The sequence below is a fragment of the Stenotrophomonas sp. 3(2025) genome (assembly GCF_052665395.1).
In genome coordinates this window covers 67,219-91,550 of record NZ_JBQOIF010000015.1, presented here as the reverse complement: position 1 = coordinate 91,550, position 24,332 = coordinate 67,219, and the positions used below count along the sequence as shown (strand labels likewise).

Genomic DNA, 24,332 nt, shown 5'->3' with positions numbered 1-24,332 from the left:
TTAGAATGCCCGCATGCATGACGCCGTCACCCGCCCTACAGCCCCCTCCGATGCCACTTCCTGGCCCCGTCGCCTGACCCAAGCGGTCCAGATCGGTGGAGTCACCGTGGGCGGTGGCAAGCCGGTCGTGGTGCAGTCGATGACCAATACCGACACGTCCGATGTGGCGTCCAGCGTCAAGCAGGTCGCTGAGCTCTGGCGTGCCGGCTCGGAAATGGTGCGCCTGACCGTCAACACGGTCGAAGCGGCCGCGGCGATCCCGCGCATCGTCGACAAGCTGGCGATGATGGGCATCGACGTGCCGCTGATCGGCGACTTCCACTACAACGGCCACCAGCTGCTGACGGCCGAGCCGGCCTGCGCCGAAGCGCTGGCCAAGTACCGCATCAACCCGGGCAACGTGGGCTTCGGCAAGAAGAAGGACCTGCAGTTCGCCCAGCTGATCGAGTTCGCCATCCGCTACAACAAGCCGGTGCGCATCGGCGCCAACTGGGGCTCGCTGGACCAGGCCCTGGCGGCCAAGCTGATGGACGAGAACAACCACCGCGAACAGCCCTGGGACGCTGGCCGCGTGCTGCGCGAGGCGCTGATCCGTTCGGCACTGGATTCGGCCGAGCAGGCCGTCGAGCTGGGGTTGCCGCGCGATCGCATCATCCTGTCGGCCAAGGTCAGCGGCGTGCAGGAGCTGATCGCGGTCTACCGCGACCTGGCCCAGCGTTCGGACTTCGCCCTGCATCTGGGCCTGACCGAAGCCGGTATCGGCAGCAAGGGCATCGTCGCCTCGGCGGCGGCGCTCAGCGTGCTGCTGCAGGAAGGCATCGGCGACACCATCCGCATTTCGCTGACGCCCGAACCGGGCCAGTCGCGCACGCAGGAAGTGATCGTCGCCCAGGAACTGCTGCAGACCACCGGCCAGCGCGCCTTCACTCCGCTGGTCACGGCGTGCCCGGGCTGCGGCCGCACCACCTCGGAATTCTTCCAGGAGTTGGCCAAGGTGGTGCAGAACCACGTGCGCGAAAAGATGCCGCTGTGGAAGATCCAGCACCCGGGTGCGGAGAACATGACCCTGGCGGTGATGGGTTGCGTGGTCAACGGGCCGGGTGAGTCGCGGCATGCCAACATCGGCATCTCGCTGCCGGGCACCGGTGAAGCACCGTCGGCACCGGTGTTCGTCGATGGCGAGAAGAAGGTGACCCTGCGTGGCGAGAACATCGCCCAGGAATTCGTCGCCCTGATCGATGATTACGTTGAACGCACCTATGTCCGAAGCGCCGGGTAAGCCGACGATCCTCGCTGCACCGGAGCCCGCCTCCGGCTTCCGCCACTGGATGGCGCGCAATGCCTGGCGGCTGCTGCTGCTGTTTGCCGGCGTGCTGCTGCCGCTGGCCGGATTCGTCGCCCTGGCCGACGAGGTGCACGAGTTCGAATCCTTCCATTTCGATGCGCCGCTGCTGTGGCAGATGCACGGCCTGCATTCGCCGTGGCTGGACCACGTGTTCGTGCTGTTGTCGAAACTGGGCTACGAGTGGTTCCTGATCCCGGCCGATGTGCTGATTGTCGGTGCACTGGCCTGGCACCGGCGTTGGCGTGAAGCGACCTTCGTGGCCGTGAGCTTCGTAGGGTCGGCGCTGCTCAACATGGGCAGCAAGCACTTCTTCCAGCGTGACCGGCCCAGCCTGTGGGAATCGATCGCGCCGGAATCCACGTTCAGTTTCCCCAGTGGCCACGCGATGGGCTCGATGACCCTGGCGGTCACCCTGGTGCTGCTGGCCTGGAATACCCGCTGGCGCTGGCCGGTGCTGCTGCTGGCGCCGTCGTTCAGCCTGCTGGTAAGCGTTTCCCGGGTCTATCTGGGGGTGCATTACCCCTCCGACATCCTCGCCGGGTGGTGTGCCGCGCTGGTTTGGGTGGTAGGGTGCTATCTGGTCATGTTCAGCCGCCGCCATCCATGGCGACGGCACGGTTCGCCGCCAGCGACGGCCAGCGAAGCGATCACGCAAGGGGAGTGACGTGGATGCCCTCCCAAGGGCGTCTACCTGAGGGACGGGTTGTTTCGTTGTAACGGGTTCTGCAGGGCAAGGGGCACGATCAGTGCGTGAAGAATGTGATGCGCAAGGCAGAACGCCGGAATTGCGCAACATCCGCGCTTGCAGTGGTCAGGTGCTCCTGCCTAGGTTGACCCGTATTGGCCGCATTCGAAGAGGTACGTGAATGACGATTCGAGTCTACCTGGTGGATGACCATGCGTTGGTCCGCACCGGGATGAAAATGATACTGTCGAGTGAAACCGACATTGAAGTGGTGGGCGAGGCCGAAACGGGCGAAGACGCGCTGCCCGCGATCCGCCAGCTGCAACCGGACGTGGTGCTGTGTGATCTGCACCTGCCCGGCGTGAGCGGGATGGAAGTGACCGAGCGCATCGTCCGTGGCCACCGCAGCACGCGGGTGGTGATCGTGTCGGTGCTGGAAGACGGTCCGCTGCCCAAGCGCCTGCTCGAAGCCGGGGCTGCCGGTTACATCGGCAAGGGCTGTGATGCGCAGGAACTGCTGCGAGCGGTGCGCGACGTAGCCGCCGGACGGCGCTACCTGGGCACGAGCATCGCGCAGAACCTGGCGTTGTCCACCGTGGAAGGCAACGGCTCGCCGTTCGACAACCTGTCGCCGCGTGAGCTGGAAGTGGCGTTGCTGCTGACCCAGGGCCTGCGCCAGGAAGACATCGCCCGTCGTCTGAGCCTGAGCGCGAAGACGGTCAACACGCACAAGGCACGGTTGTTCGAGAAGATGGGAATCCACGACAACATCGCGTTGGCGCGGATGGCCAGCCAGTACGGGCTGGTGGATCCGGCACGGCCGCTGTAAGGGTGTCGGCCAACGGCTGAGCCCCTCGCGGTGGTGCGACGGAGTTCGTGGGGTTGGCCGGACGGATGGGCTGCGCAGGGGACGCTGCAAGTACGTCCATGTAAGCTCGGTCGCCGCATCCATGCGGCTCACGCCCCTGCGCAACCCATCCGCCCGGCCACGGACAAGTTCCGTGCGCTGCCACCGCGGAATGAAGAAGGAACGGCAGGAGCGGGTCGCGCGCTTTGCGCGCTTGGGGTCGGATCCCTTTCCCGGCGGGAAAGGGCTCTGACTCCGTACTGCGTCAGTGACCGCGTACGCGCTTGACGATCTTCGCGGCCTGGGCCGCGCTTTCGCGCACCTTGTCCCACTGGCCGGCGTCGATCCAGTTGCCCGGCACCATCCACGAGCCACCGATGCAGACCACGTTCTTCTGCTCCAGGTACTCGGCGGCGGTGTTCTCGGTGATGCCACCGGTCGGGCACAGCTTGAGGTCGGCGATTGGGCCGGCTACGCCCTTGATCATCGCCAGGCCACCCACGGCCGTGGCCGGGAACAGCTTGCACACGCGGAAACCGCGCGCGTAGAGCGCCAGCAGTTCGGTCGGCGTCGCCGCACCCGGTACCACCGGCAGCGGTGCCGCAGCCAACGCATCGGCCAGCACCGGCGGCGTGCCCGGGGTCACCAGGAAATCGGCGCCCGCATCGATCGACTGTTGCATCTGCTCCACCGTCAGCACCGTACCGGCGCCGACCACCACATCCGGCAGCTCACGCTTGAGCATCGCCAGCGCTTCCATCGCCACCGGCGTACGCAGCGTCAGCTCGATCGCCGGCAATCCGCCTTCCAGCAGCGCCGCGCTGACCGCACGTGCCTGGTCCAGCGTATGAATCGTCACCACCGGCAGGATGCCGGCCGCATGCAACAACTCCGCCGCCCGCACCTGATGTTGTTCGATACCCATAGCTCTGCTTCTGCCTTTGCTTTCGCTCTAGTTGTGCTTTCAATGATCACTTCGCGGCGTTGACGCGCCGGGGGAGTGTCAGGAGGGCGCGGTCGGCCCCAGACGGGACCGTGAGCGGCATGGATGCCGCGACCGAGCCCCCATCATGGATGGGTTTACGGCGTGTCCCGGCTGGGGCTGACCGCGCCCTCAGCCAGGAAATTTACCGCTGCGACAAACCCGCAACGCGCTTCAATCCCTCAGGCGTCCTTCGCCTCATGCGGCGCCGCCGCCGCCGCCGCATCGTGCCCCAGCTCATACTCCGCGTCGTAGTCCCACGGCACACCGTCAGCCGCCGCCGGACCGCACGAAATAGAGATCGCGCCCTGATCGGCCGGACCCACCACGCGCCGGTTGATCGCAAACAGGTTGCGGCCCAGGTCATTGGCCGTCGGCGACGTATTCGGCGCATGTGTACGCGCTGCCCATTCGCCTGCGTCCACCAGCACCTCAAGGGTGCCGGCCTCACCATCCAGGCGGATGATGTCGCCCTCGCGCACCTTGCCCAGCGGACCACCGCGCGCAGCTTCCGGCGTCACGTGGATGGCGGCGGGAATCTTGCCCGAGGCGCCGGACAGGCGACCATCGGTGACCAGCGCCACGCGCCTTCCCTGGTTCTGCAGCAGGCCCAGCAGCGGCGCCAGCGAATGCAGTTCCGGCATGCCATTCGCGCGCGGCCCCTGGTAACGCACCACCGCCACGAAATGCTCGGGCAGCAGGCCGCCGGCATGCAGCTTGTTCAGCACCTGCGGCGCATCAACCACCACGGCCGGCGCTTCGATGGTGCGGTACTGCGGCTTCACCGCCGACAGCTTGATCAGCGACTTGCCGAGGTTGCCGCGCAACAGGCGCAGGCCACCCTGGCTCTCGAACGGGTTGTCGACGCTGCGCACCACTTCTTCATCGGCGCTGCGCTCCAGGCCCGGCAGGTACACCAGCTTGCCATCGCGCAGCTGCGGCTCGCGGGCGTAGTCGGCCATGCCGCCACGGGCGACGCTGACCAGGTCGCCATGCATCAGGCCAGCCTTGATCAGCTCACCGAACACGAACGCCGGGCCACCCGCTGCAGCGAAGCGGTTCACGTCGGCCTCGCCATTCGGATAGACACGTGCCAGCAGCGGGATCAGCTGCGACAGCTCGTCGAAGTCGTCCCAGGTCAGCACGATGCCGGCCGCACGTGCCACCGCGATCCAGTGGATGGTGTGGTTGGTCGAGCCGCCGGTGGCCATCAGCGCGATGACCGCGTTGATGATCGCGCGCTCGTCGATGATCCGGCCCAGCGGACGGAAGTCGTCGCCCAGCGCAGTGATGTCCAGTGCGCGCTCGGTGGCTTCGCGGGTCAGTGCATCGCGCAGCGGCGTGTCCGGATTGACGAACGATGCGCCCGGCAGCTGCACGCCCATCGCTTCCAGCAGCACCTGGTTGGAATTGGCGGTGCCGTAGAAGGTGCAGGTGCCTGCGCCGTGGTAGGACGCCGATTCGGCTTCCAGCAGTTCTTCGCGGGTCGCTTCACCGGCGGCGTAGCGCTCGCGCACTTCGGCCTTCTGCTTGTTGGGAATGCCCGGCGTCATCGGGCCAGCCGGCACGAACACCGCCGGAAGGTGGCCGAAGGCGAGGGCGCCGATCAGCAGGCCCGGCACGATCTTGTCGCACACACCGAGGTACACGGTGGTATCGAACATGTCGTGGCTGAGCCCGATCGCGGTGGCCTGGGCAATGACATCACGCGAGAACAGCGACAGCTCCATGCCGCCACGGCCCTGGGTGACGCCGTCGCACATCGCCGGCACAGCGCCGGCAACCTGTGCCGTCGCGCCCAGCTCGCGGGCCACCGCACGGATCTGTTCGGGATAGGTTTCGAACGGCTGGTGCGCCGACAGCATGTCGTTGTAGGCGGTGATGATGCCCAGGTTGGCCGTCACGCCGCCACGCAGGCGGCTCTTGTCGGTGCCGCCACAGGCGGCGAAACCGTGGGCGAGGTTGCCGCAGCTGAGGCGGCTGCGGAACGGGCCATCGCGCAGGGAGGCGTCGATCGCTGCCAGATAGGCGGCGCGCGAGGCGGCGCTGCGGCGGATGACGCGCTCAGTGATGGCTTGCAGTTGCGGATGGAGGCTCATGGGCTACCGGCGTTCGAGGTGGCGAGAGGCAAACGGCAGCAAGGCGCCGCCGCCGACATCAATCAGCCCAGTGGACGCGCAGGCGCGCGCCTTCCAGGTTGATCGCGTTGAGGATCGGATACTGCTGCGGGTCGTTGCTGTCCAATGCCTGGCGCAGCACCTGCAGCTTCTGCTTGCCGCGCAGCAGCAGCAGGCGCTGGCGGCACTGGGCCAGGCCGCGCGGGGTCAGGGTGATGCGCAGCGGCCACTGGTTGGCACCGGGACAGCCGGTGGCATCCAGTGCGGCATACGGCAGGGTGCTTTCCAGCGCGCGGGTCAGGTCCTTCGAGCCCGGGAACAGCGAGGCGGTATGGCCGTCGTTGCCCATGCCCAGTGCGACCAGGCTTGGCGCCTGGCTGTGCTGGGCCTGCAGGTTGGCGGTGTACACGCACTCGGGCAGCGGCTTGCCGATCCGCACCAGCGGATCGAAGTGCGCACCTTCGGCACGTGTGAGCAGGTTCTCGCGCACCAGCCACGCATTGCTGTCGCGATCCTGCGGCGACAACCAGCGTTCGTCGGCCAGGCTCACTTCAACGCGGTCCCAATGCACGTCCAGCTCGGCCAGCGCCTGGTACACCGGTGCCGGCGTGGTGCCGCCGGACAACAGGATGCGTGCGCGGCCCAGTTCGGTGATGTCGTAATTGATCGCCTGGGCCATTTCGGCTGCAACCGCCTCGATCCAGCCATCGGCATCGCCGTGGTTGATGAAGTCGATACGGTCGTCCTGGAAGATGGGGCTCATGCGGCAACTCCTGGTGCGTCACGTTCGGCGTCGGCAGCATAGGCAGCGGCGCCCAGCAGTCCGGCGTGGGGATGCATCACGGCCAGCGACGGCACCCGCGCCATGATCGAAGAGAACCGGCCCTTGTGTTCGAAGCGCTGGCGGAAACCGGAGTGCTGCAATGAATCGAGCATCTTCGCAGTCAGCCCACCGGTCAGGAACACGCCATCCCAGGCGCCCTGGGTCAGCACCAGATCACCGGCAATGGCGCCGAACACCGCGCAGAACACATCCACGGTACGCATCGCCTGTGGATCGCCGTGCAGGGCGCGGGCGGTCACGTCCACCGGTTGCAGTTGGCCCGGGTCGATACCCGCCATCTCGCAGATTGCGCGATGGATGTTGACCAGGCCGGGGCCGCAGATCAGCCGCTCGTTGGAGACGCGCCCGAACTGCTCGGACAGGATCTCCAGGATGCGGATCTCTTCCGGCGTTCCCGGCGGGAAGCTGACATGACCACCCTCGGTTTCCAGCGGGTAACAGCGGCCGTGGCGAAGGATCAGGCCGCCGACGCCGAGGCCGGTACCTGGGCCGATCACTGCGTAGTTGCGCGGCTGACCCGGCTTGCCCGGAACCCAGGCGGCACCGCCGACCTGGACCACGTCATCGGGCTGCAGCAGCGAAATCGCCATCGCCTGCGCGGCGAAGTCGTTGATCAGGTGCAGTTCGTTGAAACCAAGCATCGCGGCCGTGCGGCTGCGCGAGATCACCCACGGATGGTTGGTGATGCGGGCTTCGTCACCATCGACACGACCGGCGACTGCGAACACGCCACGGCTTGCGGTGGCGCCGATCTGCTCCAGATGGTGGCGCGCGGCATCACCCAGCGACGGGAACTCCGCCACGGCGTACTCGCGGATGCTCTCTTTCAGCAGCGGGGTGTCCTGCGAGGTGTCGGCCAGGGCGAAGCGGGCGTTGGTGCCGCCGATGTCGGCCACAAGCACGGGCTGCGAACTGGTACTCATTCCGGCGCTCCGCTGTCGGGCGCATCCACACCCTGCGGCAGGAAGTCGACCGCGTTGGCCGGGCCCCACTGGCCGGCAGGGTAGGGTTCCAGCGGCAGGTTGGCCGCCTTCCAGGCATCGGCAACGCTGTCGATCCAGGCCCAAGCGGCACGCACCTCGTCATCGCGCACGAACAGGGTGTGGTTGCCGTTGAAGGCGTCCAGGAACAGGCGCTCGTAGGCAATGCGGCGATGCAGGCCGGTCGGCACCGACAGCTCCAGCTCCAGCGGCTGCAGTTCCAGCGCGCCCCATTCCGGCCCGGCCAGGCTGCTCATCAGGCCCAGTTCGATGTTCTCCTGCGGCTGCAGCTGGAACACCAGGCGGTTCGGTGCGGCCTGCGCACGCTGCGGACGCTCGAACAACCAATGCGTGACCGGCTTGAGGGTCACCACCACGCGGGTGGTGCGCTCGGGCAGGCGCTTGCCGGTGACCAGGTGGAACGGCACGCCGCTCCAGCGCCAGTTGTCGATGTGCGCGGTGACACCGGCGAAGGTCTCCACGTCGCTGCCTTCCGGCGGCTGGTAGGCCTGTGCGGGCTGGCCGTTGATGCTGCCGGCGGTGTAGCGGCCGCGCACGCTGTCACGCGCGGCGTGCTTGGCATCCAGCGGGCGCAGTGCGCGCAGCACCTTGACCTTCTCATCGCGGATGCGGTCGGCTTCCAGCGACGCCGGCGGCTCCATCGCCACCATGCACAGCAGCTGCAGGATGTGGCTCTGCACCATGTCGCGCAGGGCGCCGGAGCGTGCGTAGTAGGCATCGCGGCCATCCACGCCTTCGCTCTCGGCGACCAGGATGTGCACCGATTCGATGTAATTGCGGTTCCACACCGCTTCCAGCAGCGTGTTGCCGAAGCGCAGCGCGATCAGGTTCTGTACCGCCGCCTTGCCCAGGTAGTGATCCAGGCGGAACACGCGGTCTTCGTCGATCCACTGGCCGATGGTGGTGATGATCTCCTCGGCGCTTTCGCTGTCGCTGCCGATCGGCTTCTCCAGCATCAGCCGCGCGGGTGCGGCCAGCGCGCCGCCCTTGGCCAGGCCCTCGCAGGTGGAGATGTACAGGCCCGGCGGGATCGCCAGGTAGCTCACGCAGCGGCGGTCGACCAGGTCTGACACGGCAGCGGCGACCGAGTCGACGTCGCGCAGGTCCACCGAGCGGTAGTCGATGCGGCGCAGCAGGGAGGCGATGTCCTCCTGGCTGGCCATCGGCATCGCCTGCTGCAGGCGTGGGCGCAGGATGTCATGGAAGGCTGCGGTGTCGTGGCCCGACAGGGCCAGCGCACGGATGCGGAAATCCTCCGGCAGCAGGCCGTCGCCGAGCAGGCGCAGCAGCGAAGGGAACAGGTAGCGCTGGGCCAGATCACCTGTGGCACCAAACAGGAAGAGTGTGTCGTGCATCGCTCGAGTTTCAGATCCGGGTGACATCGTTGTCAATCGCTTCATGGCTGGGTTCGGGGGACATCCGCGCAACTGCCTGTCCGAGGCTCATCTGGATCGGTTTTCCGGGTTGGCGGAGCACCGTTCCAATCGAAACCACTACAGCGGCAACCCTTCGTTCGGTCGACGATGCAGGTCGGTGCGCACCGACAGTCGGATAGTGCCACGTGAAAACGTTTACATGGCAGAATGGGCAACTGTATTCGATTGCAGTGGTCGCCGTCATGCGGCGACCGCGCAATCATCACTGCCATCGGGAGGGCCGAGGCAGTCCCAAAAGACAGCCCGGCGTCGGGCGCACTGGATGAGTGAAATGGCAAAAGTGCAGTTGCAGGGTGTGCGCAAGGTCTACGACAACGGCCAGGTTGCGGTGAAGGACGCCACCTTCGAGGTCGCCGATGGCGAACTGATGGTGCTGGTCGGTCCGTCGGGGTGTGGCAAGTCGACCCTGTTGCGGATGGTGGCCGGGCTGGAAGAGATCAGCGGCGGCACGTTGACCATCGGCGATCGCGTGGTCAACGACGTGGCGCCGAAGGATCGCGACATCGCGATGGTGTTCCAGAGCTATGCGCTGTATCCGCACATGACCGTGGCCGAGAACCTGGCCTTTGGCCTGAAGCTGCGCGGGCACGACAAGGCGACCATCGACAAGCGCATCAGCGAAGCCGCGCAGACGCTGGGGCTGACCGAGATGATGGACAAGCTGCCCAAGGCGATGTCCGGTGGCCAGCGCCAGCGCGTTGCATTGGGCCGTGCGCTGGTGCGCGAGCCGGCGGTGTTCCTGCTGGACGAGCCGCTGTCGAACCTGGATGCCAAGCTGCGCCACAGTGTGCGCACCGAGATCGCGCAGCTGCACCGCAAGCTGGGCACCACCATGATCTACGTGACCCACGATCAGGTCGAGGCGATGACCCTTGGCCAGCGCATCGTGGTGCTGAAGGACGGCATCATCCAGCAGATCGATACGCCGATGGCGCTGTACGACCGCCCGGCCAACCTGTTCGTGGCCGGCTTCCTCGGCAGCCCGGCGATGAACGTGCTGCGCGGCACGCTGCAGGGCGACGCCGGTGGCGTGACCGTGGTCGATGGCCAGTGGCGTGCTCCGCTGGGGCAGGCGACGATCGATCCGGCGTGGCTGCAGAAGCCGATCGCCGTGGGCGTGCGCCCCGAGCACCTGCAGCCGGCAGGCAGCGAAGACACCCATGCGTTCACCGCACGCATCGAGGGCATCGAGCCGGTCGGCAACGAGATCTTCGTCAACATGAGCAGCGGCCAGCACGCGCTGACCATGCGCGTGGCGCCGCAGTCGCTGCCGGGCGTGGGCGAGGACATCCGGGTGGCGATCCACCCGCAGGGCCTGCATTTCTTCAACCCGGAAACCGGCGAGCGCCTGTAACCGGTAGTGCCGGCCAGCGGCCGGCACTACCCATCCGGTGCGGACCAACGTTCCGCACCCACAAGGCCAGTGGTAGCGCCGGACCATGTCCGGCGGGCGCCTCAGCGCGCCAGGCCGTCCAGCAGCGGCATCCGCTGCGCGACCGCGTTGCCCACCTGCAGTTCGCTGTCGCCGGTCTCCAGCGGCAGCACGGCCAGTGCCAGATCGCCGGCCACGCTGGCCAGGGTGCCGAGCGCGACCCCGTCCTGCTGCACGCCATCGCCTGCCTGCGCAGGTGCAGCGGTATGCAGCAGCTGCACCGCGCGCTTGGCCTTGCCGAGGAAATGGGTGCGCGCGACGATTTCCTGGCCGGGGTAGCAGCCCTTCTTCACGCTGTAGCCGTTGAGGCGGTCCAGACCCAGCTGCTGCGGGGTCCACACCTCGCGCTGGCTCTCTGCCAAGCGTGGCAGGCCAAAGCGCAGGTCGGCCTGGCGCCAGGCCAGGGCGAAGGCGGCATCTTCGGCTTCGTCGCTGGCCGGGAAGGCCTCGACCGGGCCGATGCGCAGCGTACGGGGAAGTGCGTCGCTGCCCAGATCCAGCTCCCAACCCTGGCTGCCGACCAGCGCGATGGCGGCGCCAGCGGCGGCTTCCGGCGCAGTAAAGGCACCGGCAACGGCCAGGTCCGCATGCACCTGCAGTTTCACTTTGCGGCGGAACACGAAGCGCTGCAGTTGCGACGCAATCGCATCGGCATCGCCGTCGGCGAGCACCAGCAGCACATGGTCATCGGCCAGGCGCAGCAGCTGGAACACCGCCAGGGTGCGGCCCTTGGCGCTCAGCCACGCGCTCCACTGCCAGTGCAGCAGGGGCAGGGCGGTCACGTCGCTGCTGAACTGGGCATGGGCAAAAGCCACTGCATCCACGCCCTGCAGGCTCAGCAATTGATGGCCGGGCAGGCGCGGATATGCGACGAAAGCAGGGGGAAGGTTGTCAGGCACGTGAACGAGGTCTAAAATTTGTGCGTTGCGAGACCCATCATGATAGGCCAAACAACCCCCACTCCCGACGCCGAAGCTGAAGCCCCGCTGGTTCCCCCGGTCCCTGTGCCCGTGGAACAACCAGAGGTGGAAGAAGAATTCGGTGGCCGTGGCGGACTTGATCCGGTGCGGTATGGCGATTGGGAAAAAAACGGACGCTGCATCGATTTTTGATCAGCATTGAGCCAACGCGGCCTTATGCCGCCCAGCCGAGACAACGAGCCCAGCGAATGGCGACCAGACAACGTCCCCTTTCTCCGCACCTTCAGGTGTATCGCTGGCAGATTCAGATGGCCACCTCGATCCTGCATCGAGCCACTGGCGTCTTTCTGTCTGTTGGTGCCCTCATCATCGCCGGAGGCCTGTTGGCTCTGATGATGGGGCCCGAATCCTGGAACTGCTTCACCGGCCATGCCGGGGCCTGGTATGGCCGCGTGTTCCTGTTCGCGTGGACATGGTCGTTCGCCTATCACCTGTGCAATGGCATCCGCCATATCGTGCAGGACTTCGCGATCGGATTCCGCATTGCCACCTTCATCCGCAGCAGCTGGATGTCGGTGATCGGCAGCCTGCTGATCACCCTGGCGGTGTGGGCCTATGTGCTGTTCGGAGGTGCCGCATGAGCAAGTTCCGTACCCCGTTGAAGGGCGTGCGCGGTCTCGGTTCGGCCAAGACCGGCACCGAGCACTTCGTGCATCAGCGCCTGACCGCCGCCGCGCTGGTGGTGCTGGGCATCTGGTTCCTGGTGTTCGTGCTGGGCCTGTTGGGCTCGGATTACGTGACCGCCACCGCCGCGATCGCCAAGCCGTGGAACGCCGTTCCGCTGATCGGCCTGCTGATCGCCATGTTCTGGCATGCCCAGCTCGGCCTGCAGGTCGTGCTGGAGGACTACATCCACGAATCGCTGCTGGCCCTGGTGCTGCAGACCGCGGTGAAGTTCGTTGCCGTGCTCGGCATGATCGTCAGTGTGTTTGCGGTGGGCCGCATCGCCCTCGGCGTTGCCTGAGCCCAGGCGCCAAGACAGGAATCCAGACTAGATGTCCGCTTACAAGATTACCGAACACAAGTACGACATGGTCGTGGTGGGCGCCGGCGGCGCCGGCCTGCGTGCCACGTTCGGCCTGGCCGCCAAGGGCCTGCAGACCGTGTGCCTGACCAAGGTCTTCCCGACCCGTTCGCACACGGTTGCTGCGCAGGGGGGTATCTCCGCCGCGCTCGGCAACATGGGCGAGGACGACTGGCGTTACCACTTCTTCGACACCATCAAGGGTTCGGACTGGCTGGGCGACCAGGACGCCATCGAGTACATGTGCCGTGAAGCGATTCCGGCGATCATCGAACTCGAGCACTACGGCGTGCCGTTCAGCCGCACCGCCGAAGGCAAGATCTACCAGCGTCCGTTCGGTGGCATGACCACCAAGTACGGCGAAGGCCCGGCGGCGCAGCGTACCTGCGCGGCGGCCGACCGTACCGGCCACGCGATGCTGCACACGCTGTACCAGCAGTCGCTGAAGCACGACGCACGCTTCATGATCGAGTACTTCGCGCTCGACCTGATCTTCGACGACGAAGGTGCCTGCCGTGGTGTGCTGGCGTTGGACATGTCCGACGGCACACTGCACCTGTTCCGCGCCCAGGGCGTGGTGCTGGCCACCGGCGGCTACGGCCGCGCTTACTTCAGCGCCACCTCGGCGCATACCTGCACCGGCGACGGTGGCGGCCTGGCCATGCGCGCCGGCATTGCCATGCAGGACATGGAGTTCGTGCAGTTCCATCCGACCGGCATCTACGGCGCCGGCTGCCTGATCACCGAGGGTGTCCGCGGTGAAGGCGGCATCCTGCGCAACAGCAGCGGCGAGCGCTTCATGGAGCGTTACGCACCGCACTACAAGGACCTGGCTTCGCGCGACGTGGTCAGCCGATCGATGACCATCGAGATCCGCGAAGGCCGTGGCGTGGGCGAGCACAAGGACCACATCCTGCTCGACCTGACCCACCTCGGCCCGGGCGTGATCGACGACAAGCTGCCGGGCATCGCCGAAAGCGCGCGCATCTTCGCCGGCGTCGACGTGCACAAGCAGCCGATCCCGGTGATTCCGACCGTGCACTACAACATGGGCGGCATCCCGACCAACTACCACGGTGAAGTGGTGCGCAAGGACGGCGAGAACCCCGATGCGGTCGTGCCGGGCCTTTACGCCATCGGCGAAGCGGCCTGCGTTTCGGTGCACGGTGCCAACCGCCTGGGTTCGAATTCGCTGCTGGACCTGGTGGTGTTCGGGCGTGCGGTGGCCAACCGTTGCGCGGCGACGATTACCCCGGGCGCGGCGCACAAGACCCTGCCGGCCGACGCCTGCGACAAGGCGCTGGGCCTGCTGGACAAGCTGCGCCACGCCAACGGCGATACTCCGACTTCGGTCATCCGCGATCGCATGCAGCGCACCATGCAGGCCGACGCGGCGGTCTTCCGTACCAGCCAGACGCTGAAGGAAGGCTGCGAGAAGATGGACAAGATCTTCGATTCGTTCCAGGACGTGAAGGTCTCCGACCGTTCCCTGGTCTGGAACTCGGACCTGATCGAGACCTACGAGCTGAACAACCTGCTGTTGAATGCAGTGGCGACGATCAACTCGGCCGAGCAGCGCAAGGAAAGCCGCGGCGCACACGCGCACGAGGACTTCCCGGACCGCGACGACGTCAATTGGCAGAAGCACACCCTGGTCAGCGTGGACGAGAAGGGCAAGTGCAGCTTCGACTACCGTCCGGTGCACATGTACACGTTGACTGATGACGTGTCCGTGGTGCCGCCGAAGCCGCGCGTGTACTGATCCGACCCCGCCTAACATGCAATCCGCGCCCTCGGGCGCGGGCCGCCTGAGCCAACGAGAGCAGCCATGGCCGAGTTTTCACTCCCCAAGAATTCCAAGATCACGAAGGGCAAGCACTTCCCCGCCAAGACCGGCGGCAAGAACGTGCGCACCTTCAAGATCTATCGCTGGAGTCCGGACGACGACAGCAATCCGCGCACCGACACCTATGACGTCGATCTGGACGCCTGCGGCCCGATGGTTCTGGACGCGCTGATCAAGATCAAGAACGAGATCGACCCGACCCTGACCTTCCGCCGCTCGTGCCGCGAAGGCATCTGTGGTTCGTGCGCGATGAACATCGACGGCACCAACACCCTGGCCTGCACCCGGGCCATCTCGGACTGCGGCAAGAAGGAAGTGCCGATCTATCCGCTGCCGCACATGAACGTGGTCAAGGATCTGGTTCCGGACCTGACCCACTTCTACGCGCAGTACGCCTCGATCAAGCCGTGGATCCGCACCCAGACCCCGGCACCGCCGGACCGTGAGCGCCTGCAGTCGCCGGAAGACCGCAAGAAGCTCGATGGTCTGTACGAGTGCATCCTGTGCGCGTGCTGCTCGACCAGCTGCCCGAGCTACTGGTGGAACGGCGAGCGTTACCTGGGCCCGGCGATCCTGCTGCAGGCCTACCGCTGGATCATCGATTCGCGCGACGAGGACACCGGTGCGCGCCTGGACGATCTGGAAGATCCGTTCAAGCTGTACCGCTGCCACACCATCATGAACTGCGCCCGGACCTGCCCGAAGGGACTGAACCCGGCGCTGGCGATCGCCGAGATCAAGAAGCTGATGATGGAACGCCGCGCCTGATACGGTGCCGGGTAGTTGCATGACCCCAGCAGAGCCACGCCATGCGTGGCTTTGCTGTATCTGGAGAAACACAATGGATGAAGAAGTCCTGCTGAAGAAGCTGCGCTGGCGCTGCCGTCGCGGCATGCGTGAACTGGATCAGTTGTTCGGTCGCTACCTGGACCGCGAATGGAGCAGTGCGCCGACCGAAGACCGCGAGGTTTTCCTGTTCCTGCTCGATTGCGAGGACGATAAGTTGTGGCGCTGGTTCATGGGCTACGAGGCCTGCCCGCATGCACACGCCGTCCCCCTCATGCACAGGATCCTCGCCCTCAAGCCTTGAGTGGCGCCCGTCGCGGCTGCAGGCCGGCGCCCAGCTGGCGGTACTGCTGGCCGCGCCGTGGCTGCTGCATGCTTCGGATCTGCCGTCCGCGCACCTGCTTCCGGCGTTGATCGGGGTCTGGGCGCTTGGCCTGGCTGAGCTGGGCTGGCGCCTGCGGCGGCGCCCTGTCGTGCTGCAGCTGTCGCCCCTGCCAGCGCTGCTGCAGCTGGACGGCGGCGATATTGCCGAGCCCCGGCTGGTGGTGCGCGGGCCCTGGCTGCTGCTGCACTGGCGCGAGGGCTGGCGTCGCAGGCGCCTGTTGTTCTGGCCGGACGTGCTTGATCGCGCACAACGACGTGAACTGCGACTGGCCGTGGCCGCACGAAGCGTTTCCCGTCGGCCCCGGTCGGTGGCACCATAGGCTGAATCGACCGGCGTGCCTGCATGTTCAAACCCATTCCCGTGGCCATTGGCCTGCGCTACCTGCGCGCCAAGCGCCGCAACGGCTTCATCTCCTTCATTTCGATGGCATCGATCCTGGGCATCGCGCTCGGGGTGACGGTGCTGATCACCACATTGGCGGTCATGAGCGGTTTCCAGAAGGAAATCCGCAGCCGCCTGCTGCAGATGACCGCGCACACCACCATCAGCCGCGACGGCGAACCGATGCCGGACTGGATGCGCGTGGTCGATGTGGCCAGCAAGGATCCGCGCGTGGCCGGTGCTGCGCCGTATATCGAGATCCAGTCGATGATCAGCGGCCCGCGCGTGCAGGGTGCGATCATCCAGGGCATCGACCCGGCACTGGAACCGAAGGTGTCGGTGATCGACAAGAAGGTCACCAAGGGCAGCTACGGCAGCCTGACCCCGGGCAGCTTCAACCTGTTGCTGGGCAAGGAACTGGCCGTCTGGCTGGGCGTGGACGTCGGTGACCAGGTGCTGGTGACCTTCGCCGAAGTGCAGGGCACGCCAGCCGGTGCGGTGCCGCGGATGAAGCGCTTCACCGTCAGCGGCATCTTCGAGGCCGGTTACAACGAGGTCGATCGCGGTGTGGGTTTTGCCAACATGAAAGATCTGGAGCGCGTACTGCGTTCCGATGGCGCCACCGGCGTGCGCCTGAAACTGCATGACATGGACCGCTCGCTGGAGGTGGGCGTGGACCTGGCGCAGAACCTCGGCGGTGCCTATCGGGTCAGCGACTGGACCCAGCAGAACGCCAACCTGTACCACTCGCTGCGCATGGAAAAAGTGGTGATGGGCATCCTGCTCTCGCTGATCATCGCCATGGGCGCGTTCAACCTGGTGTCCTCGCAGGTGATGCTGGTGACCGACAAGCAGGCCGATATCGCGATCCTGCGCACCCTCGGCCTGACCCCGGGCGGAGTGATGCAGGTGTTCATGGTGCAGGGCTCGCTGATCGGCATCTTCGGCACCCTTGCCGGCCTGATCGGCGGCATCACCCTGACCTTGAACCTGGAACGCATCCTCGGCGCCATCGAGTCGGTGTTCAACGTCAAGCTGCTGCCGGAGGATGTGTACTACATCACCGGCCTGCCGACCGACATGCAGACCAGCGACATCGTGGTGATCACCCTGGTCGCGCTGCTGATGAGCTTCCTGGCCACTCTGTATCCCGCCTGGCGGGCAGCACGCACCCAGCCGGCGGAGGCCCTGCGCTATGAATAAGGTCTTCAACCGCGGCGATGAAGTGATCCGTGCCGAAGGGCTGGGCAAGACCTACGCCGAAGGGCGCATGCAGACCCCGGTGTTCGACGGGCTGGACCTGACGGTGACGGCAGGTGAGACGGTTGCGATCATCGGTGCCTCCGGTGCCGGCAAGAGCACACTGCTGCACCTGCTGGGCGGGTTGGATACGCCCACCGCGGGCGAGGTGTATGTCACCGGCCAGCGCATGTCGGCGCTGTCGGACACCTCGCGCGGCCTGCTGCGCAACCAGGCGCTGGGTTTCGTCTATCAGTTCCACCACCTGCTGCCGGAATTCACCGCGCTGGAAAACGTGATGATGCCGGTGATGCTGGCCGGTACCGCGGTGGCCGAGGCCACTACGCGCGCCACGGCGCTGCTGGAATCGGTCGGCCTGGGCCATCGCCTGGACCACAAGCCCGGCGAATTGTCCGGTGGCGAACGCCAGCGTGCCGCGGTGGCGCGCGCGTTGGTCAATCACCCGGCCTGTGTGCTGGGCGACGAGCCGACCGGCAACCTGGATGACCGCACCGCTGCGACCGTGTTCGAGCTGATGCTGGAGCTCAACCGTGCGCGGCATACCAGCCTGGTGCTGGTGACCCATGACCGCTCGCTGGCACGGCGTCTGGACCGGGTGCTGGAGCTGCGCGAAGGGCGCCTGCACGCGCTGGCCCACGCCGACGTCTGAGCGGCCGGCCAAGCGCCAACCAAGGTTGGCGACTACCGGATTCGATGCAGGGCCTGAACGGGGCTGCCGGCCGTCGCGCCGGCACCACCCCGGCGGGTGCATGATCGGCACAGTTCCCCCGCGGAGATCGCCATGAAGACCCCACTGTTGATCGCCGGGCTGTGCCTGGCCCTGGCTGGCTGCGCCACCACCGGGCGCTTGGGCAGTGCCGAGAAGCTGGAGCTGTATCGTGCCCACGCCGGCGCACCGCAGAAGGACATGCAGTTCTTCGGCAGTCTCAATGGCTGGACCGAGCTGGGCGACAGCGCGCTGGCGGTCTGGACCAAGCCCAGCGAGGCCTACCTGCTGGAACTGAGCGGGCCATGCCCGGATCTGTCCTACGCGCCGGCAATCGGCTTGACCAGCCACATGGGCCGCGTCTCGGCGCCGTTCGACAAAGTGCTGGTACGTGACCCGACCGGTGGTCCGCGCATGCCGTGCTTCATCAAGACCATCCGCAAGCTGGACGTGAAGTCGCTGCGGGCGGAGGAGAAGGAAATGCGCCAGGCGCAGGTGCAGGAGCGCGAAGAGTCCACGAAATAGGCCGGTAGCGCCGGGCCATGCCCGGCGGGTGCGGGAACGCCGGGATGGCCCGGCGCTACCGGCAGGTCAGGCTTCCGGGGTGAACCCGGCGGGCTTCTCCGCGTCCTTCTCGAACAGGAACTTCACCAGTTCCGTTTCCAGCCAGGCGCGATGCTCCGGCTTTCGCGGGGAAAGGCGGTTCTCGTTGATCAGCATGGTCTGGTGTGCCAGCCATGCGGTCCACGCCGGCTTGCCGATGTGGTTGAACACACGCTGGCCCAGTTCGCCCGGGTAAGGCACGAAGTCCAGGCCCTCGGCATCGCGTTGTTCGTACTGGCAGAAGACGGTTCGGGGCATGGCACTCACTCGTGGTTGCGGGATTTTGCGGAGGTTCGCTTCGGGCTCTTGATGGGCGCGCCCTCAAGCAGTTTGCGGATGGGGGCAGGCAAGCCCAGTGCAGGCAGTTCGGCTGCGCCAACCCAGCGCAGCGTGGGTTCTTGCACGCGCAGGCCGTGCACCTGCCGTGACAATACCTGCAGGTGCAGTTTGTAGTGGCTGAAGGTGTGCTGCAGCACTGGCAGTTCCTCGGCATCTTCCAGCGAACCATCGACGTGGACGTCGAACCAGTCCTGCAGCTCGCTGCCAGCATCGGCCTGCGGAAGCGTCCACAACTGTGCCCAGATGCCGGTGTCCGGCCGCTTCTGCAGCAGTACGCGCTGCTGCTTGTCGCGCAGCAGCAAAGCCACCGCCTCGCGTTCGGGCAGCGTCTTGCCTGGCTTTGCGGTTGGCAGCTCGGCGGTGCGGCCTTCGCGACGTGCCACGCAATCGGCCTGCAGCGGACAGATCACGCAGGCCGGTCTGGACCGGCTGCAGACCGTGGCACCGAGGTCCATCTGCGCCTGGGTGTAGTCGGCCATGCGTCCAACCGGCACCTGGGCGACCTGCGCTTCGGCGATGGCCCACAGCTGCTTTTCGATGGCGGGCAGGCCAGGGAAGCCTTCGACGCCGTGATAGCGGCTGAGCACGCGCTTGACGTTGCCATCGAGGATCGCGAACGGGTCGTTCCAGGCCTGGCTGAGGATCGCGCCGGCGGTGCTGCGGCCGATGCCGGGCAGATCGTGCAGGGCATCGAAATCACGCGGCAGGTCGCCGCCGTGCTCGGCCACGCAGCGCTTGGCGGCGGCGTGCAGATTGCGTGCACGGGCGTAGTAGCCCAGGCCGGCCCACTGCGCCATTACCGCGTCGTTGCTGGCGGCGGCAAGGTCGGGCAGGGTGGGGAAGTGCTGCAGGAACCGATGGAAGTACGGAATGACCGTGGCCACCTGGGTCTGCTGCAGCATGATCTCCGACAACCACACCCGGTACGGGCTGCGCGGATGCTGCCAGGGCAGGTCGTGGCGGCCGTGGTCGTCGAACCAGTGCAGCAGGCGGGCAACGAAGCCGTGCTCAGGGTCGGACGTGGCGCTGGCGTTCGGCTGGCGGGGCATCGGTACTCCAGGGGGCAGCCACCCATGGGGTGGCTCTACTACGGCAGCGGCCGGTCATCCATGGGGTGGCTCTACCGGGTTGCAGTAGAGCCACGCCATGCGCGGATGCGGGCGCGTCAGGCAGTGCCCAGTGCTTCGGGCAACAGGGCGTCGACGAAGGCTTCCGGATCGAACACGCGCAGGTCTTCCGGGCGCTCGCCGATGCCGGCGAAACGGATCGGAATGCCGAACTCCCGGGCCAGCGCGAACACCACGCCGCCCTTGGCGGTACCGTCCAGCTTGGTCACCACCAAGCCGGTCACCTTGACTGCGGCATTGAACTGGCGCAGCTGCGAAAGCGCGTTCTGGCCGGTGGTGCCGTCGATCACCATCAGCACTTCGTGCGGCGCGTTCTCGTCGATCTTGCCGAGCACGCGGCGGATCTTGCCCAGCTCGTTCATCAGCCCGGACTGGGTGTGCAGGCGGCCTGCGGTATCGGCGATCAGTACCGAGGTGCCGCGGGCCTTGCCGGCCTGCAGCGCATCGTAGGCCACCGAGGCGGCATCAGCGTTCTGCCCCTGCGCGACCACGGCCACGCCGTTGCGCTCGCCCCAGATCTGCAGCTGGGCGACGGCGGCGGCGCGGAAGGTATCGCCAGCGGCCAGCATCAGGCTGTGGCCCTCATCCTTGAAACGCTTGGCCAGCTTGCCGATGGTGGTGGTCTTGCCGACGCCGTTGACGCCCACGGTCAGCACCACGAACGGCTTGGCGTTGCGGTCGATGACCAGTGGCCTGGATACCGGCTGCAGGATCGCGATCAGGTCCGCGCGCAGTGCCGCCAGCAGGGCATTGGCATCGATGAACTCGCGCGCCTTCATGCGCTTGCGCAGGTCGGCGATCAGGTCGGTGGTGGCGGCAACGCCAACGTCGGCGGTCAGCAGCGCGGTCTCGATCTCGTCCAGCAGGTCGTCATCAAGCTTGGGGTTGCGCGAGAACAGGCCGCCGAAACTGCGGGCAAACGCACTGTTGCGCAGGCGCTCGCGCCAGCCGGGCTTGCCCGCCGCAGCAGCCGGGGCATCGACCAGTACCGGCAGGTCGGCGGCGGGGGCGGCAGGTTCCTGTGCCGGGATGACCGGGGCCAGCGGGGCGAGCACCGCGGCAGCGGCGGCCGCTTCGGCTTCGAAGTTCTCCGGCGCCAGCACGCGGGCGGGGGTGGCTTCGGGCACGCGGGCGGGCGCGGCTTCGGGGATGGTTTCCTGCGCCGTCTGCAGTGTTGCTTGCGGGGCCGGCGCGGTTGACGTTGCGGGCGCAACGACCTCGGGCGTGGCAGCTGGCACAGGCGCTTCCACCGTCGGCGGGGCTACCGGTGCGGCCGGGGCCTGCTCGGGTGGCGCGGCCGACGGGAATGCCGCCGCCAGCTCTTCAGCCGAGTAGTGCTGGGTCTTGGGCGCGTCCGGTGTGGCGGCGTCCTGGGGCTTCTTGCGGCGGAAAAAACTGAGCATTGGCAAAAGGCGCTGAAATCAGAGGGATATGCTACCACCCGGGCCTGTATGGCCGGCGTGGACTCAAGGTCGCAGCTGCGCGGCCGTTAACCGGTCCGGAGGGCTGCGTTGGGTGGCCTGGGAGACCGCCGATGAACGATGTGACAGGTGTTGCGCTCAGCGGGATGCGTGCGGCCCAGCAGGGCGTGCAGGTGGCTGCACACAATGTGGCCAACCTGGCGACCCCGGATGCGCCACGACTGCAGCTGCAGCGCGATGCCGCAGCGCAGGGCGGGGTGGACACCCGCGTGACGTCCCATGGCGACACCGATCCGACCGCACCGCTGGGCGACCTGTTGGCTGCCAAGGCCGAGGTGGTGGCCTTCGCTGCCAATGCCGTGCTGATCCGCAGCGAGGACCAGATGCTGGGCTCGCTGCTGGATCGGCAGGCCTGATCGGACCGCATCTGGGATGGGTCTGATCCGACCGGCTCCGGGACGGGCTTGATCCGACCTGCTCTGGTGCGTGTCTGATCCGACCTCCTCCGGGACGGGCTTGATCCGACCGGCTCTGGTAGGTGCCAACCTTGGTTGGCACGCTTTTGCAGTCAAGCCATGCTCGGCAGCTTTTCAAGCGGCAACCAAGGTTGGCATCTACCAGGCCAACAGCAGCGCCAACCAAGGGTGGCATCTACCGGGGCAATGGCGTTGCCAACCGAGGTTGGCACCCACCAGGCCGGGCGATCCCGGCATCGGTCAGGCCGACAGCTCCAGCAGCAGCTTGTTCAAACGGGCCACGTAGGCACCCGGGTCCTTCAGGCTGTCGCCGGCGGCCAGTGCGGCCTGGTCGAACAGCACCCGGCCCAGGTCGTCGAAACGTGCGCCATCGGCTTCAGCATCCAGCTTGGCGATCAGCGGATGACCCGGGTTGATCTCCAGTACCGGCTTGCTGTCGGGCACCTTCTGGCCGCTGGCTTCCAGGATCTGGCGCATCTGCAGGCCCAGGTCCTGTTCGCCGATGGCCAGCACCGCCGGCGAATCGGTCAGGCGGTGCGACACGCGCACTTCGGCCACGTCATCGCCGAGCACGTTCTTCAGGCGCTCGACCAGGCCCTGCTTGTCCTTGGCTGCGGCTTCCTGCTCCTGCTTGTCCGCTTCGCTCTCCAGCGCGCCCAGGTCGAGGTCGCCGCGGGCGATGTCGACGAAGCCCTTGCCGTCGAAATCGGTCAGGTAGCCCATCAGCCACTCGTCGATGCGATCGGTCAGCAGCAGGACTTCGATGCCCTTCTTGCGGAACACTTCCAGGTGCGGGCTGTTGCGCACCTGGCTGTAGCTCTCGCCGGTCAAGTAATAGATCTTGTCCTGGCCTTCGGCCATGCGGCCGATGTAGTCGGCCAACGAGACGGTCTGCGCATCGGCCTCGCCACGGGTGGAAGCGAAGCGCAGCAGGCCGGCGACCTTCTCACGGTTGTTGTAGTCCTCGGCCGGGCCTTCCTTCAGCACCTGGCCGAATTCCTTCCAGAACGTGGCGTACTGCTCGGGCTTGTCGCTGGACAGCTTCTCCAGCATGTCCAGCGAACGCTTGGTCAGTGCGGCCTTCATCGAATCGATGACCGGGCCGGACTGCAGGATTTCGCGCGAGACATTCAGCGACAGGTCGTTGGAATCGACCACGCCCTTGATGAAACGCAGGTACAGCGGCAGGAACTGTTCGGCCTGGTCCATCACGAACACGCGCTGCACGTACAGCTTCAGGCCCTTGGGCGCATCGCGGTGGTACAGGTCGAACGGCGCGCGGCCCGGCACGTACAGCAGCGAGGTGTACTCCAGCTTGCCTTCGACCTTGTTGTGGCTCCACGCCAGCGGGTCGCTGTGGTCGTGGGCGACGTGCTTGTAGAACTCGGTGTACTCCGCATCGCTGATCTCGGTGCGCGGGCGGGTCCACAGCGCGCTGGCGCGGTTGACGGTTTCCCACTCGATCGCGGCGCCTTCTTCGCCGCCTTCCTTGGGCATCTGGATCGGCAGGCCGATGTGGTCGGAGTACTTCTTGAGGATGCTGCGCAGGCGCCAGCCGTCGGCGAAGTCGTGCTCGCCGTCCTTCAGGTGCAGGACGATGCGGGTGCCGCGCTCGGCCTTGTCGATGCTGGCGACATCGAAATCGCCTTCGCCACGCGAGGTCCAGCGCACGCCTTCATTGGCGGCCAGGCCGGCGCGGCGCGAAGTGACTTCCACTTCGTCGGCGACGATGAAGGCACTGTAGAAGCCGACGCCGAACTGGCCGATCAGCTGCGAGTCCTTCTTCTGGTCGCCGGACAGCTGGCGCAGGAAGTCGCCGGTGCCGGACTTGGCGATGGTGCCGAGGTGGGTGATGGCATCGGCGCGGCTCATGCCGATGCCGTTGTCTTCGATGGTGATGGTGTGGGCGGCCGGATCGAAGCTGACGCGCACGCGCAGCTCGCTGTCGCCTTCCAGCAGCTCGGGCTGGGTCAGGGCTTCGAAGCGCAGCTTGTCGGCGGCGTCGGCGGCATTGGAGACCAGCTCGCGGAGGAAGATCTCCTTGTTGGAGTACAGCGAGTGGATCATCAGCTGCAGCAGCTGCTTGACTTCGGTCTGGAAGCCAAGGGTTTCGGTCTGGGTCGTCTCGGTCATCGGGTAGGGCTCCATGTGCGGTGCCGCGCAAGCGCGTGCGGCCTCGCCAAGGGGTAGGGGTGATTGTCCCGAAATCAAGGGGTTGGTCGGCCGGGCTGCGCCCGGCACCCGCCGAGGCCAAAGCAACAGCAACAGCAACAGCAACAGCGGGCATTCCGTGGGATGGCGGGGCACTG

The 24,332-nt window shown here is 66.6% G+C and carries 25 protein-coding genes; 15 read left to right on the top strand and 10 right to left on the bottom strand.

The window, feature by feature from the left end; translation table 11 throughout:
* Positions 1-13 precede the first annotated feature (13 nt).
* From ispG to ACUXVE_RS12950, 3 genes are all read left to right on the top strand, one after another.
* Complete coding sequence (gene ispG / locus ACUXVE_RS12960) at positions 14-1,279, top strand: flavodoxin-dependent (E)-4-hydroxy-3-methylbut-2-enyl-diphosphate synthase (protein WP_025878802.1); 1,266 nt, start codon at positions 14-16, stop codon at positions 1,277-1,279.
* Positions 1,260-2,009 carry a phosphatase PAP2 family protein gene (locus ACUXVE_RS12955; RefSeq protein WP_025878803.1) on the top strand — a complete coding sequence of 250 codons (750 nt, stop codon included), beginning with the start codon at positions 1,260-1,262 and terminating at the stop codon, positions 2,007-2,009. Before ispG ends, ACUXVE_RS12955 begins: the two co-directional genes overlap by 20 nt.
* 202 nt (positions 2,010-2,211) lie before the next feature.
* Positions 2,212-2,859, top strand: coding sequence for a response regulator (locus ACUXVE_RS12950; RefSeq protein ID WP_025878804.1), 648 nt, complete (start codon positions 2,212-2,214; stop codon positions 2,857-2,859).
* Between the two features lie 283 nt (positions 2,860-3,142).
* Here ACUXVE_RS12950 and ACUXVE_RS12945 read toward each other — a convergent pair whose 3' ends face one another.
* The 5 genes from ACUXVE_RS12945 to zwf form a co-directional block, all read right to left on the bottom strand.
* Complete coding sequence (locus ACUXVE_RS12945) at positions 3,143-3,802, bottom strand: bifunctional 4-hydroxy-2-oxoglutarate aldolase/2-dehydro-3-deoxy-phosphogluconate aldolase (RefSeq protein ID WP_032977879.1); 660 nt, start codon at positions 3,800-3,802, stop codon at positions 3,143-3,145.
* Positions 3,803-4,041: 239 nt separating this feature from the next.
* The gene (gene edd, locus ACUXVE_RS12940; protein ID WP_222389968.1) at positions 4,042-5,958 is read right to left on the bottom strand and encodes a phosphogluconate dehydratase; all 1,917 of its coding nucleotides are present in this window, start codon (positions 5,956-5,958) and stop codon (positions 4,042-4,044) included.
* Positions 5,959-6,016: 58 nt separating this feature from the next.
* Positions 6,017-6,739, bottom strand: a complete 723-nt coding sequence (gene pgl, locus ACUXVE_RS12935; RefSeq protein ID WP_093819990.1) for a 6-phosphogluconolactonase — start codon at positions 6,737-6,739, stop codon at positions 6,017-6,019.
* Positions 6,736-7,743: a glucokinase gene (glk, locus tag ACUXVE_RS12930; RefSeq protein WP_445514524.1), complete on the bottom strand. Its 1,008-nt coding sequence runs from the start codon at positions 7,741-7,743 to the stop codon at positions 6,736-6,738. Before glk ends, pgl begins: the two co-directional genes overlap by 4 nt.
* Positions 7,740-9,176: a glucose-6-phosphate dehydrogenase gene (gene zwf / locus ACUXVE_RS12925; RefSeq protein ID WP_093819986.1), complete on the bottom strand. Its 1,437-nt coding sequence runs from the start codon at positions 9,174-9,176 to the stop codon at positions 7,740-7,742. Before zwf ends, glk begins: the two co-directional genes overlap by 4 nt.
* A gap of 352 nt (positions 9,177-9,528) precedes the next feature.
* Here zwf and ACUXVE_RS12920 point away from each other — a divergent pair, with 352 nt between their 5' ends.
* Positions 9,529-10,611 (top strand): ABC transporter ATP-binding protein, encoded by a 1,083-nt coding sequence (locus ACUXVE_RS12920; RefSeq protein ID WP_117310110.1) that lies wholly within the window; start codon positions 9,529-9,531, stop codon positions 10,609-10,611.
* A 101-nt stretch (positions 10,612-10,712) separates the two neighbouring features.
* Here ACUXVE_RS12920 and ygfZ read toward each other — a convergent pair whose 3' ends face one another.
* Positions 10,713-11,588: a CAF17-like 4Fe-4S cluster assembly/insertion protein YgfZ gene (gene ygfZ / locus ACUXVE_RS12915; protein ID WP_025878811.1), complete on the bottom strand. Its 876-nt coding sequence runs from the start codon at positions 11,586-11,588 to the stop codon at positions 10,713-10,715.
* Between the two features lie 39 nt (positions 11,589-11,627).
* Between ygfZ and ACUXVE_RS12910 the strand changes: the two genes are divergently transcribed.
* The 10 genes from ACUXVE_RS12910 (at position 11,628) to ACUXVE_RS12865 (ending at position 18,582) form a co-directional block, all read left to right on the top strand.
* Entirely contained in the window at positions 11,628-11,801 is a 174-nt protein-coding gene (locus ACUXVE_RS12910; protein WP_080149151.1) for a DUF1674 domain-containing protein, read from the top strand.
* Positions 11,802-11,857: 56 nt separating this feature from the next.
* The gene (sdhC, locus tag ACUXVE_RS12905) at positions 11,858-12,250 is read left to right on the top strand and encodes a succinate dehydrogenase, cytochrome b556 subunit (protein WP_025878812.1); all 393 of its coding nucleotides are present in this window, start codon (positions 11,858-11,860) and stop codon (positions 12,248-12,250) included.
* The gene (gene sdhD / locus ACUXVE_RS12900; protein WP_025878813.1) at positions 12,247-12,633 is read left to right on the top strand and encodes a succinate dehydrogenase, hydrophobic membrane anchor protein; all 387 of its coding nucleotides are present in this window, start codon (positions 12,247-12,249) and stop codon (positions 12,631-12,633) included. The genes sdhC and sdhD overlap by 4 nt, the downstream gene beginning before the upstream one ends.
* 31 nt (positions 12,634-12,664) lie before the next feature.
* Complete coding sequence (sdhA, locus tag ACUXVE_RS12895; protein WP_080149147.1) at positions 12,665-14,455, top strand: succinate dehydrogenase flavoprotein subunit; 1,791 nt, start codon at positions 12,665-12,667, stop codon at positions 14,453-14,455.
* Positions 14,456-14,521: 66 nt separating this feature from the next.
* A complete protein-coding gene (locus tag ACUXVE_RS12890) occupies positions 14,522-15,307 on the top strand; it encodes a succinate dehydrogenase iron-sulfur subunit (protein WP_025878815.1) in 786 nt (261 codons plus the stop codon).
* A 73-nt stretch (positions 15,308-15,380) separates the two neighbouring features.
* Complete coding sequence (locus ACUXVE_RS12885; protein ID WP_032977868.1) at positions 15,381-15,629, top strand: FAD assembly factor SdhE; 249 nt, start codon at positions 15,381-15,383, stop codon at positions 15,627-15,629.
* A complete protein-coding gene (locus ACUXVE_RS12880; RefSeq protein ID WP_445514523.1) occupies positions 15,580-16,029 on the top strand; it encodes a hypothetical protein in 450 nt (149 codons plus the stop codon). The genes ACUXVE_RS12885 and ACUXVE_RS12880 overlap by 50 nt, the downstream gene beginning before the upstream one ends.
* A gap of 23 nt (positions 16,030-16,052) precedes the next feature.
* Positions 16,053-17,294, top strand: coding sequence for a lipoprotein-releasing ABC transporter permease subunit (locus tag ACUXVE_RS12875; RefSeq protein WP_093819978.1), 1,242 nt, complete (start codon positions 16,053-16,055; stop codon positions 17,292-17,294).
* Positions 17,287-18,000 carry a lipoprotein-releasing ABC transporter ATP-binding protein LolD gene (lolD, locus tag ACUXVE_RS12870; RefSeq protein ID WP_222389961.1) on the top strand — a complete coding sequence of 238 codons (714 nt, stop codon included), beginning with the start codon at positions 17,287-17,289 and terminating at the stop codon, positions 17,998-18,000. Before ACUXVE_RS12875 ends, lolD begins: the two co-directional genes overlap by 8 nt.
* A 132-nt stretch (positions 18,001-18,132) precedes the next feature.
* Entirely contained in the window at positions 18,133-18,582 is a 450-nt protein-coding gene (locus tag ACUXVE_RS12865; RefSeq protein ID WP_093820190.1) for a DUF6491 family protein, read from the top strand.
* Between the two features lie 66 nt (positions 18,583-18,648).
* Here the strand turns inward: ACUXVE_RS12865 and ACUXVE_RS12860 are convergent, their stop codons facing one another.
* From ACUXVE_RS12860 to ftsY, 3 genes are all read right to left on the bottom strand, one after another.
* Positions 18,649-18,918 (bottom strand): oxidative damage protection protein, encoded by a 270-nt coding sequence (locus tag ACUXVE_RS12860; protein ID WP_222389960.1) that lies wholly within the window; start codon positions 18,916-18,918, stop codon positions 18,649-18,651.
* Positions 18,919-18,923: 5 nt separating this feature from the next.
* Complete coding sequence (mutY, locus tag ACUXVE_RS12855; RefSeq protein ID WP_222389959.1) at positions 18,924-20,048, bottom strand: A/G-specific adenine glycosylase; 1,125 nt, start codon at positions 20,046-20,048, stop codon at positions 18,924-18,926.
* Between the two features lie 116 nt (positions 20,049-20,164).
* Complete coding sequence (gene ftsY, locus ACUXVE_RS12850; protein ID WP_445514522.1) at positions 20,165-21,529, bottom strand: signal recognition particle-docking protein FtsY; 1,365 nt, start codon at positions 21,527-21,529, stop codon at positions 20,165-20,167.
* Positions 21,530-21,660: 131 nt separating this feature from the next.
* Between ftsY and ACUXVE_RS12845 the strand changes: the two genes are divergently transcribed.
* Positions 21,661-21,963, top strand: a complete 303-nt coding sequence (locus ACUXVE_RS12845; RefSeq protein WP_445514521.1) for a hypothetical protein — start codon at positions 21,661-21,663, stop codon at positions 21,961-21,963.
* Between the two features lie 300 nt (positions 21,964-22,263).
* Here the strand turns inward: ACUXVE_RS12845 and htpG are convergent, their stop codons facing one another.
* Entirely contained in the window at positions 22,264-24,156 is a 1,893-nt protein-coding gene (gene htpG / locus ACUXVE_RS12840; RefSeq protein WP_222389956.1) for a molecular chaperone HtpG, read from the bottom strand.
* Positions 24,157-24,332 lie beyond the last annotated feature (176 nt).